Below are 10,971 nucleotides of genomic sequence, written 5' to 3'. Positions count from 1 at the left end.
CAGACCGGCGGCGTCCGGGGCCCGGTGCGGCGCGGCCACGGCGTCCGGGGTTCCCGGCGACGCGGCCACGGTGTCCGGCAGGCCGGTCGACAAGCCGCCGGCGTCCGGGGCTGCGGGCGGCGCGGCGACGGTGTGCGACGCCCCGGCCGATGGGCCGGCGGCCTGCGGGGAAACGGGCACGTCCGGGTGACCGGGCCGGGAGCCGGTGTCCGGACCTGCGGCGGGTGGGCTGCTGTGGTGCGCTCCGGTGGGCGCGGGGACGTCGTCGACCGCCGGGCGGCCGCCGTCGGTGGGGGCGTCGGCCGGCCGACTGTCGCCGTCAGGGGTGTCGGCCGGATCATGGACGCCGTCGGGGTCACCGGCCGGCGGGTGGTCGTCGGCGTCCGGGTATCCGGTCACCGCCGCGGGATCCCCGCCGGCCCCGACGTCGCCGCCGGGGAAGTCGCCGACGGCCTGGGCGGCACGCAGGCAGTAGAAGGCGCCGGAGCGGTAGTGCAGCAGGGCGGGGTCGGTGGGGCGCAGTGCGGCGGCCACCGCCGCGTTGGCCTCGTGCCCGGCCGAGCCGATCGTGTAGTAGCCCTCGTCGAAGCTGCGCAGCCAACGCGCGGCCAGGTCGAGCTGGCGGCTGGTCACCTGCGCGTCGAACAGGGCGAGCAACTGGTGCCCGGTCAGCGCGGCACCGGGCCGGACGGGTCGCCCGGGGTCACGCCGCCGCTCGGGCTCGGGCAACGCGCCCAGGGTCTCCCGGAACCGGTCGTCGAGATCTTGCGGGGTGGTCACGCGATCAGCATTACCGACGGAGGCCACGCTCGCCCACTCAGACACGACCCGACCGGGATACGGCGGTCCACCACACCCGCTGTGGACGGTCCCGGCAGGACACCGACCCGACCGGTTCGCGCAGCGGCGTCGGCTGACGGGCACCCGTTAGCCGGGCGCTGTTCGGCTGCCGGAGGGGGCGACGGTCTCCGGTGGTCACCTGACGGCCACCGTGGGTCGCGACGCTGCCGGGGTCAGGAACGCACCGGACCCCGGGGAGGCTCCCATGGCACTGTCCCGACGCACCGTCCTGCTCTCCGGCGCGGCGCTCGGCGCGGCCGGCGCGACCGCCGGCCTGTCCACGCCCGCCGACGCCGCCGACGGGCGTCCCGCCCGGCCGGCGGTCCCCGCCCGGCACCGGCCGCTGCTCTGGCCGTTCACCCTCGGGGTGGCCTCCGGCGACCCCGACCACCAGGGGGTCGTGCTGTGGACCCGGCTGGCACCGCAGCCGCTGGCCGAGGACGGCCTGGGCGGCATGCCCGACCGGACGGTCGAGGTGCAGTGGGAGGTGGCCGCCGACGAACTGTTCCGGCACGTCGTCCAGCGGGGCACGGAGACCGCCCGGCCCGAGTCGGCGCACAGCGTGCACGTCGAGCTGACCGGGCTGCTGCCCGGCCGGGAGTACTTCTACCGGTTCCGGGCCGAGGGGCACCTCTCCCCCACCGCGCGCACCCGCACCGCACCCGACCCGACGTCCCTGCCCGCCGCGCTGGCGATGGGTTTCGTCTCCTGCTCCCACTACGAGCAGGGGTACTTCACCGCCTACCGGCGGCTGGCCGAGAGCGCGCCGGAGCTGATCCTGCACCTCGGCGACTACCAGTACGAGTACGCCCGGGAGTACGGCCCCGACCGGCCGCGCGGGCACGAGGGGCCGGAGACCCGGACGCTGGCCAACTACCGGCAGCGGCACGCCCAGTACAAGACCGACCCGGATCTCCAGGCGGCGCACGCGGTGGCCCCCTGGGCGGTGGTCTTCGACGACCACGAGGTGGAGAACAACTGGGCCGGCGCGGTGCCGGAGGAGCCGGACCCGGACTTCCTGGCCCGGCGGGCCGCCGCCTTCCAGGCGTACCACGAGAACATGCCGTTGCGGCGGGCCTCCGTGCCGCGCGGTCCGGACATCGCGCTGTACCGGCGGTTGCGCTGGGGGCGGCTGGCCACCTTCCACCTGCTCGACACCCGGCAGTACCGGGACGACCAGGCGTGCGGGGACGGCTACCGGGACTGCCCGGCGGCGGCCGACCCGGGGCGCACCATCACCGGCACGGCGCAGGAGCAGTGGCTGCTGGACGGGTTCCGCCGCTCCGACACCCGCTGGGACCTGCTCGCCCAGCAGGTGTTCTTCGCCGCCCGCGACCGTGACCCGGGGCCGACCCGGCTGACCAGCATGGACGCCTGGGACGGTTACCTGGCCTCCCGGGACCGGATCACCCGGGGCTGGGTGGCCGCCGGGGTCCGCAACCCGGTGGTGCTCACCGGCGACGTGCACGCGCACTGGGCGGCCGACCTGAAGCTCGACTACCTCGACCCGGCGGCGCGGACGGTCGGCACCGAGCTGGTCTGTTCCTCGGTCACCTCGGGCGGCGACGGCTTCGACTCGGCCAGCGGCTCGCATCCCTGGCTGCGCACCAACCCGCACCTGCGGTTCCAGAACGACCTGCGCGGTTTCGTCCGGACCACGATCACCCCGGCACAGCTCAGCGCGGACTTCATGGTGCTGCCGTACGTGAGCCGGGCGGGCGCACCGGCGTACCCCCGGGCGTCGTTCGTGGTCGAGGACCGGGTGCCCGGCCTGCACCAGACGTACGACCGGCCGCCGTCCACCGCCCGCGCCCGGCCGGTGGACCGGGACCGGTACACGGTCGAGACGGAGACCGGGCTGCGCTGAGCGGCCCGCGCCCGGGTCGGCCGGGACGGTTCGGCCGGGGCGGTTCGGCCGGGACGGTTCAGCCGGGGAGGAAGGAGAAGCGGACCTGACGCGACGGGTTGTCGCCGTTGGGGTCGACCAGGCAGACCGACTGCCAGGTGCCGAGCTGGAGCCGGCCCCCGAGCACCGGCAGCGTCGCGTACGGCGGGACGAAGGCGGGCAGCACGTGGTCGCGGCCGTGGCCGGGTGAGCCGTGCCGGTGCCGCCAGCGGTCGTCGGTGGGCAGCAGGTCGTCGAGGGCCCGCAGCAGGTCGTCGTCGGAGCCGGCGCCGGTCTCGATGATCGCCACCCCGGCGGTGGCGTGCGGCACGAAGACGTGCAGCAGGCCGTCGCCCTGCCCGGCGACGAACCGTTCCGCCTCGGCCGTGACGTCGACGACGGTGGGTCGGGAACCGGTCCGGACGGTGATCACCTCACTGCGCATACGGCGCATTCTGCCGCATCCGTCGCGCCACCGCCCCCGGCCCGGGGGCCGGGCACGGCCGGCCGCCGGACGGTGCCGTGTCCGGGCGGCCGGGAGTGCGGCCGGGTGGCCACCCACGCAAAGTTACCGGCGGGTACCTGTGTTCAGCGTCGCGTCTGGGGGAGCTACACGTGACGACGGGTGCCACCAGAGGGCAGGATGGCGGAGAGACCTATCCCACACACAACCGAGGGAACGCCTGTGGCTACGGAACGCAAGCGCCCGGTGATCACCGCTGGTCTGCCGAGCCAGCTTCCGGACATCGACCCCGAAGAGACCAGCGAGTGGGTCGAGTCGCTCGACGGTGTCATCGACGAGCGCGGAACCAAACGCGCCCGGTACGTCATGCTCAGCCTGCTGGAGCGGGCCCGTGAGCGGCAGGTCGGGGTGCCGTCCCTGACCACCACCGACTACATCAACACCATCGCCCCGGAGCAGGAACCCTGGTTCCCGGGCGACGAGCACATCGAGCGGCGGATCCGGGCGTACGTCAGGTGGAACGCGGCGATGCTGGTGCACCGCGCGCAGCGGCCGGAGATCGGCGTCGGTGGGCACATCTCCACCTTCGCCAGCTCCGCCTCCCTCTACGAGGTGGGCTTCAACCACTTCTTCCGGGGCAAGAACCACCCGGGCGGCGGCGACCACATCTTCTACCAGGGCCACGCCTCCCCCGGCATGTACGGGCGGGCGTTCCTGGAGGGCCGGCTCTCGGAGGACCAGCTCGACGGGTTCCGGCAGGAGCTGTCGCACCCGGGCGGCGGGCTGCCGTCGTACCCGCACCCGCGGCTGATGCCGGACTTCTGGGAGTTCCCCACGGTCTCGATGGGTCTGGGTCCGCTGAACGCGATCTACCAGGCCCGGTTCAACCGCTACCTGCAGCACCGGGGCATCAAGGACACCTCCCAGCAGCACGTCTGGGCGTTCCTCGGCGACGGTGAGATGGACGAGGTCGAGTCGCTCGGCGCGATCGGCGTGGCCGCGCGCGAGGAGCTGGACAACCTCACCTTCGTGATCAACAGCAACCTCCAGCGGCTGGACGGCCCGGTCCGGGGCAACGGCAAGGTGATGCAGGAGCTGGAGGCGTTCTTCCGGGGCGCCGGCTGGAACGTGATCAAGGTGGTCTGGGGCCGGGAGTGGGACCCGCTGCTCGCCGCGGACACCGACGGCGCGCTGGTCAACCTGATGAACACCACCCCCGACGGTGACTACCAGACCTACAAGGCGGAGTCCGGGGCGTACGTGCGGGAGCACTTCTTCGGCCGTGACCAGCGGACCCGCAAGATGGTCGAGCACCTGTCCGACGACGAGATCTGGAACCTCAAGCGGGGCGGGCACGACTACCGCAAGCTCTACGCGGCCTACAAGGCGGCCACCGAGCACACCGGGCAGCCGACCGTCATCCTGGCCAAGACCATCAAGGGCTGGACGCTGGGCTCGCACTTCGAGGGCCGCAACGCCACGCACCAGATGAAGAAGCTGACGCTTGACGACCTCAAGCTGTTCCGCGACCGCCTCTACCTGGACATCCCGGACAAGGCGCTGGAGGACAACCCCTACCTGCCGCCGTACTACACCCCGGGTGAGTCCTCGGACGAGATGGCCTACCTGCGGGAGCGGCGCGAGCAGCTCGGCGGCTACCTGCCGTCCCGGCGGACCAGCCACAAGAAGCTGGCGATCCCGGGGCCGGAGCGGTTCGCCGACGTCAAGCGCGGCTCGGGCAAGCAGAAGGTGGCCACCACGATGGCCTTCGTCCGCCTGCTCAAGGACATCATGAAGGACAAGGAGTTCGGCAAGCGCTGGGTGCCGATCATCCCGGACGAGGCGCGTACCTTCGGCCTCGACTCGATCTTCCCGACCGCGAAGATCTACTCGCCGCACGGCCAGCGGTACACCTCGGTCGACCGGGACCTGTTCCTGTCCTACAAGGAGTCGACGACCGGGCAGATCCTGCACGAGGGGATCAACGAGGCCGGTTCGGTCGCCTCGTTCACCGCCGCCGGCACCGCGTACGCGACCCACGACGAGCCGATGATCCCGATGTACATCTTCTACTCGATGTTCGGGTTCCAGCGCACCGGTGACGGCTTCTGGGCGGCGGCCGACCAGATGGCCCGGGGCTTCGTCCTCGGCGCGACCGCCGGGCGGACCACGCTCAACGGTGAGGGCCTCCAGCACGAGGACGGCCACTCGCTGCTGCTGGCCGCCACCAACCCGGCGGTGGTCGCCTACGACGCGGCGTTCGGGTTCGAGCTGGCGCACATCGTGGAGCGCGGCCTGCACCGGATGTACGGCGAGGACCAGGAGAACGTCTTCTACTACCTCACCGTCTACAACGAGCCGATCCACCAGCCGGTCGAGCCGTCCGAGCTGGACGTCGAGGGGCTGCTCAAGGGCATCTACCGCTACGCGCCGGCCCCGCAGGTCGACGGCCCGAAGGCGAACATCCTGGCCTCCGGGACCGGCATGCAGTGGGCGCTCAAGGCGCAGCAGCTCCTCGCCCAGGACTGGGGGGTGGCCGCCGACGTCTGGTCGGTGACCTCCTGGACGGAGCTGCGCCGCGACGCGGTGCTCTGCGAGGAGCACAACCTGCTCAACCCGGGCGCGGAGCAGCGGGTGCCGTACATCCAGCAGAAGCTGGCCGACGCCGACGGGCCGAAGGTCGCGGTCAGCGACTGGATGCGCGCGGTACCGGACCTGATCGCCCGCTGGGTACCCGGCGACTACACCTCGCTCGGCACCGACGGCTTCGGCATGTCGGACACCCGGCACGCGCTGCGGCGGCACTTCCACGTCGACGCCGAGTCGGTGGCGGTGGCGACGCTGCGGCAGCTCGCCCTGCGCGGCGTGGTGCCGGCCGGTGTTCCGGCCGAGGCCGCCAAGAAGTACGCGATCGACGACGTCAACGCCGCCCCGGTCGGCGAGACCGGCGGGGACAGCTAGTCCCCGAGGTACGACGAAGGGCCCGGCGCGGTGCGCCGGGCCCTGTCGCGTCGTCGGGTCGGGTCAGCCGACGGCGGCCAGGTCGGTGAGCCGGGCCAGCGACTCCTCCAGGTCGGCACCGACCCGGCGCAGTCCGAGGCGCAGCAGGGCGCCCTTGACCGGGCCGGCCGGCCAGCGGACCACGATCAGCCGGACGATGGTGCCGCCCTCCTCCTCGTCGGCGGTGAGCTGCACGTAGATCTCGGTGCGCGCCTCGGCGCGGGCCCCGGCACCCCGGGCGCGTTCCCGCCAGCCGATCAGGGTGGGTTCCTGGTAGGCGATCACCTCGGCCTCGTGCGCCGAGCCGCGCCCGGCCTGGACGAGTTGTCGACGGCCGAAGCCCTCCCCCGAGAGGACCTCGGCGGCCCGGACCCCGGCCAACCAGGCGGGCAACTGCTCGGCCCGTTGGACAACTTCCCAGACCGCTTCCACCGGCGCCGTCACGTGCGCACTGCGTTCGACGAGGATCATTCTGTTCTTCCCCCACTGAGGACATCCGCGATATTCCGCACTCTATGCGCTAAATCGGACTTACCGGGACGTGTTCGGAAAAAGACACGCCGATAACCCTTGCGCCCGCATTGCCTCGCACCTATGGCGCTCGCGGACTTCGCGCCCTAGAGTGCGAACACGTTTCGCGTTCTGGGAGGGTGGATGACGACCGCACCGATCCCCGGTTTCCCCGCCGGTTTCCGTTGGGGGGTGTCCACCTCGGCGTACCAGATCGAGGGGGGCGCCGACGCCGACGGCCGGGGACCGTCCATCTGGGACACCTTCGCCCACACCCCCGGCCGGATCATCGACGGCAGCACCGGCGACGTGGCCTGCGACCACTACCACCGGCACCGGGAGGACGTCGCGCTGCTGGCCGGGCTCGGGGTGTCGGCGTACCGGTTCTCGATCGCCTGGCCCCGGGTGCGGCCCGGCGGCACCGGCCCGGTCAACACCGCCGGCCTGGACTTCTACGACCGGCTCGTCGACGACCTGCTCGCCGCCGGCATCGACCCGGTCGCCACCCTGTTCCACTGGGACCTGCCCCAGCCGCTCCAGGACGCCGGCGGCTGGCTCAACCGGGACACCGCCGCCCACTTCGCCGAGTACGCCGACGTGACCGCCGCCCGCCTCGGCGACCGGGTGAAACTCTGGATCACCCTCAACGAGCCGTTCATCCACCTGAGCCTCGGCCACGGCACCGGGGAACACGCCCCCGGCCAGACCCTGCTCTTCGACTCCTTCCCCGCCGCCCACCACCAACTGCTCGGGCACGGGCTGGCGGTGACCGCGCTGCGCGCCCACAGCACCGCACCGGTGGCCATCGCCAACAACTACTCGCCTGTCGTCCGGCACGGCGACACCGACGCCGACCATGCCGCCGCGGCGGCGTACGACGCCCTGCACAACCACCTGTTCACCGACCCGTTGCTGGGCCGGGGCTACCCCGAGGGCTTCGACCCGGGTGTGGTCCGCGACGGCGACCTCGCGGTGATCGCCGCGCCGCTGGACGTGCTCGGGGTCAACTACTACAACCCGACCGGGGTATGCGCCCCCGAGGAGGACTCCCCGCTGCCGTTCGAACTGGTCCCGCTGGAGGGCTACCCGCGTACCGCGTTCGACTGGCCGGTGGTCCCGGACGGGCTGCGTACCCTGCTCGTCGGCCTGCGCGACCGGTACGGCGACGCGCTGCCGCCGATCCAGATCACCGAGGGCGGCTGCGCCTTCGACGACGTCCCGGACGCCGACGGTCTGGTGCACGACCCGGACCGGATCGGCTACCTCGACGGGCACCTGCGCGCCCTGCGGGCCGCCATCGACGAGGGCGTGGACGTGACCGGGTACTTCGTCTGGTCGCTGCTGGACAACTGGGAGTGGGCCGAGGGCTTCACCAAGCGCTTCGGCCTGGTGCACGTCGACTTCGCCACCGGAACCCGCACGCCCAAGTCCTCGTACGCCTGGTACCGGGCCCAGGTCGGCCGGGGGTGACCACCGTCGACCCGACGCCGGCCTCGCTGCCGGCGGCGCTCGCCGACCCGGTCGTCCCGGTCCGGCGGAGCTGGATCGCGTTGATCTTCGCGGCCAACCTCGGGGTGTGGATGGCCTTCTTCACCCCCATCCAGGTGCTGCTGCCGCAGCAGGTGGAACGGATCTCGCCGGACCACAAGGAGGCGATGCTGGCCGTCGTCACCGGGCTGGGCGCGCTCGCGGCGGTGCTGGCCAACCCGCTCGCCGGGGCGCTGTCGGACCGCACCTGCCTGCGCATCGGCGGGCGGGAGTTCGGCCGCCGGCACGTCTGGACGGCCGGCGGCGCGGTGCTCGGCGCGCTGGCGCTGGTGCTGCTGGCCCGGCAGCAGACCATCGCCGGGGTGGCGCTGGGCTGGGTCGCCGCCCAGGTCTGCTTCACCGCGATGCTGGCCAGCCTCACCGCCGGCATCCCCGACCGGGTGCCGGTGGTGCAGCGCGGCGGGGTCTCCGGCTGGGTGGGCATCCCGCAGGCGCTGGGCCTGGTGCTCGGCGCGGTGCTGGTCACCGCCCTGGTCAGCGGCACCGTGCCCGGCTACACCGCGATGGCGCTGGCGGTGCTGCTGCTGTCGTTGCCGTTCGCGTTCCTCACCCCCGACGACCCGCTGCCCCGGCAGCACCGCCCGCCGCTGCGGCTGCGCGCGCTGGTCGCCTCGATGTGGATCGACCCGCGCCGGCACCCGGACTTCGCCTGGGCCTGGATCACCCGGTTCCTGGTGCAGATCGGCAACGCCCTGGGCACCCTCTACCTGCTGTACTTCCTCACCGACGGGGTGCGCTACCCCGACCCCGAGGGTGGCCTGCTGGTGCTGATCCTGCTCTACACCCTCGGCATGATGCTCACCGCCGTGGTCGCCGGGATGCTGTCCGACCGGTCCGGCCGGCGCAAGGTCTACGTGATCGTCTCCGGGGTGGTGATGGCGGTGGCCGCGCTGCTGCTGGCGGTCGCGCCGACCTGGTCGATGGCGCTGGTCGCCGCGGTGCTGCTCGGTGCCGGTTACGGCGTCTACCTGTCGGTCGACGCGGCGCTGATCACCGAGGTGCTGCCGCGCGCCACCGACCGGGCCAAGGACCTCGGCGTGATCAACATCGCGAACTCGGCACCCCAGGTGCTCGGCCCGGCGCTGTCCGCCCCGATCGTGGTCCACCTGGGCGGCTACCCCACGCTGTACGCGGTGACCGCCGTGGTGACCCTGCTCGGCAGCGCCCTGGTCCTCAAGATCCGGGGCGTGCGCTGACGGGCCCCCTGGCGAAACCGGGTCGCGGCCGGCCGTAGGCTGGACGGCGTGACGGTACGTGTGCGCTTCGCCCCCTCCCCGACCGGTATGTTCCACGTCGGCGGTGCCCGCTCGGCGCTGCAGAACTGGATCTTCGCCAAGCAGCAGGGTGGGGTGTTCGTGCTGCGCGTCGAGGACACCGACGCCGCCCGTAACAAGCCCGAGTGGACCGAGGGCATCCTGTCCGCGCTGGAGTGGATCGGCATCGCCCGCGACACCTACGAGGGCCCCTACTTCCAGTCGGCGTACGCCGGTGAGCACCGGGCCGCCGCCCAGCGGTTGCACGACGCCGGGCGGGCCTACTACTGCGACTGCACCCGGGAGGCGGTGCAGGCCCGTACCGGCTCGCAGTACCAGGGCTACGACGGCTTCTGCCGGGACCGGGGCCTGCCGCCGGGCGAGGGGCGGGCGCTGCGCTTCCGTACCCCCGACGAGGGCGCGACCGTGGTGGTCGACCTGATCCGGGGCGAGCCGACGTTCGAGAACAAGCTGATCGAGGACTTCGTCATCGCCCGCGGCGACGGCTCCCCGGTGTTCCTGCTCGCCAACGTCGTGGACGACATGACGATGGGCATCACCCACGTGATCCGGGCCGAGGAGCACCTGCCGAACACCCCGAAGCAGCAGCTCCTCTGGGACGCCCTGGGGGTCAAGCCGCCGATCTGGGCGCACGTGCCGGTGGTGGTCAACGAGAAGCGGCAGAAGCTCTCCAAGCGCCGCGACAAGGTGGCCCTGGAGGCGTACCGGGACGAGGGTTACCTCGCCGCCGCGATGCGCAACTACCTGATGCTGCTCGGCTGGGCGCCGTCGGGCGACCGGGAGATCGTGCCCTGGTCGGTGATCGAGGAGGAGTTCCGGTTGACCGAGGTCAACCCCTCCCCCGCCTTCTTCGACGAGAAGAAGCTGCGCGCGTTCAACGGCGAGTACATCCGGGCGCTGCCGGTCGACGAGTTCGTGGCCGCCTGCCAGCCGTGGCTGACCGGCACCGGCACCATCGCCCCGCCGCCGTGGCTGCCGGAGGAGTTCGACGCCGACGCGTTCGCCGCGGTGGCGCCGCTGGCACAGACCCGGATCGCGGTGCTCAGCGAGATCGTGCCCAATGTCGACTTCCTCTTCCTCGCCGAACCGTCGATCGACGAGGCGGCCTGGGCCAAGGCGATGAAGGAGGGGGCGGCCGACCTGCTCGACGCGGCCGTCGCCGGCTACACGGCGCTGGAGTCCTGGGACGCGGAGTCGCTGAAGTCGACACTGGAGGCGGTCGGTGCCCAGCGCGGCCTCAAGCTGGGCAAGGCGCAGGCCCCGGTCCGGGTGGCGGTCACCGGCCGTACCGTCGGGCTGCCGCTGTTCGAGTCGCTGGAGGTGCTCGGTCGGGAGCGCACCCTGACCCGGCTGCGCGCCGCCCGGCTCCGCCTGGTCTAGCTCTACCACGACATCGACGCGGGGGGCCCCCGGGGGGGGGGGGGGGCCCCGGCGGGGGGGCGGGGGGCCGC

Annotated in this window: 7 protein-coding genes and 1 pseudogene; 5 read left to right on the top strand and 3 right to left on the bottom strand. The window is 72.7% G+C overall.

Annotated features, from left to right (window positions below; genetic code table 11):
* Nucleotides 1–780: pseudogene (locus ACOJTC_RS12030) on the bottom strand (transketolase); the annotation flags it as partial.
* Nucleotides 781–1,045: 265 nt separating this feature from the next.
* On the opposite strand from ACOJTC_RS12030, the gene ACOJTC_RS12025 reads away from it, so the two are divergent.
* On the top strand, nucleotides 1,046–2,707 hold the full coding sequence (locus tag ACOJTC_RS12025; RefSeq protein WP_420116908.1) for an alkaline phosphatase D family protein: 1,662 nt from the start codon (nucleotides 1,046–1,048) through the stop codon (nucleotides 2,705–2,707).
* A 58-nt stretch (nucleotides 2,708–2,765) separates the two neighbouring features.
* Here the strand turns inward: ACOJTC_RS12025 and ACOJTC_RS12020 are convergent, their stop codons facing one another.
* Nucleotides 2,766–3,170 carry a YjbQ family protein gene (locus ACOJTC_RS12020; RefSeq protein ID WP_204926410.1) on the bottom strand — a complete coding sequence of 135 codons (405 nt, stop codon included), beginning with the start codon at nucleotides 3,168–3,170 and terminating at the stop codon, nucleotides 2,766–2,768.
* A 240-nt stretch (nucleotides 3,171–3,410) separates the two neighbouring features.
* Here ACOJTC_RS12020 and aceE point away from each other — a divergent pair, with 240 nt between their 5' ends.
* On the top strand, nucleotides 3,411–6,149 hold the full coding sequence (gene aceE, locus ACOJTC_RS12015; RefSeq protein WP_420116907.1) for a pyruvate dehydrogenase (acetyl-transferring), homodimeric type: 2,739 nt from the start codon (nucleotides 3,411–3,413) through the stop codon (nucleotides 6,147–6,149).
* A gap of 63 nt (nucleotides 6,150–6,212) precedes the next feature.
* On the opposite strand, the gene ACOJTC_RS12010 is transcribed toward aceE, so the two are convergent.
* Nucleotides 6,213–6,659, bottom strand: a complete 447-nt coding sequence (locus ACOJTC_RS12010; protein ID WP_088644846.1) for an SRPBCC family protein — start codon at nucleotides 6,657–6,659, stop codon at nucleotides 6,213–6,215.
* Between the two features lie 183 nt (nucleotides 6,660–6,842).
* On the opposite strand from ACOJTC_RS12010, the gene ACOJTC_RS12005 reads away from it, so the two are divergent.
* The 3 genes from ACOJTC_RS12005 to gltX are packed head-to-tail and all read left to right on the top strand — an operon-like array spanning nucleotide 6,843 to nucleotide 10,900.
* Complete coding sequence (locus ACOJTC_RS12005; protein WP_420116906.1) at nucleotides 6,843–8,168, top strand: GH1 family beta-glucosidase; 1,326 nt, start codon at nucleotides 6,843–6,845, stop codon at nucleotides 8,166–8,168.
* Nucleotides 8,165–9,442 carry an MFS transporter gene (locus ACOJTC_RS12000; protein WP_420116905.1) on the top strand — a complete coding sequence of 426 codons (1,278 nt, stop codon included), beginning with the start codon at nucleotides 8,165–8,167 and terminating at the stop codon, nucleotides 9,440–9,442. Before ACOJTC_RS12005 ends, ACOJTC_RS12000 begins: the two co-directional genes overlap by 4 nt.
* A gap of 48 nt (nucleotides 9,443–9,490) precedes the next feature.
* Nucleotides 9,491–10,900 (top strand): glutamate--tRNA ligase, encoded by a 1,410-nt coding sequence (gene gltX / locus ACOJTC_RS11995; RefSeq protein ID WP_420116904.1) that lies wholly within the window; start codon nucleotides 9,491–9,493, stop codon nucleotides 10,898–10,900.
* Nucleotides 10,901–10,971: the final 71 nt, after the last annotated feature.

The sequence above is a fragment of the Micromonospora sp. genome (genome assembly GCF_048594385.1).
In the GTDB taxonomy this organism is placed as follows: domain Bacteria; phylum Actinomycetota; class Actinomycetes; order Mycobacteriales; family Micromonosporaceae; genus Micromonospora; species Micromonospora wenchangensis.
Note: the sequence above shows the minus strand (reverse complement) of the source record. Positions and strands in the feature narration are given on the sequence as shown.

Bases quoted from the DNA above. Each gene is read 5' to 3' on its own strand.
- ACOJTC_RS12025 (WP_420116908.1), top strand. From the start codon at position 1,046: ATGGCACTGTCCCGACGCACCGTCCTGCTCTCCGGCGCGGCGCTCGGC.
- ACOJTC_RS12020 (WP_204926410.1), bottom strand. From the start codon at position 3,170: ATGCGCAGTGAGGTGATCACCGTCCGGACCGGTTCCCGACCCACCGTC.
- ACOJTC_RS12010 (WP_088644846.1), bottom strand. From the start codon at position 6,659: ATGATCCTCGTCGAACGCAGTGCGCACGTGACGGCGCCGGTGGAAGCG.
- ACOJTC_RS12005 (WP_420116906.1), top strand. From the start codon at position 6,843: ATGACGACCGCACCGATCCCCGGTTTCCCCGCCGGTTTCCGTTGGGGG.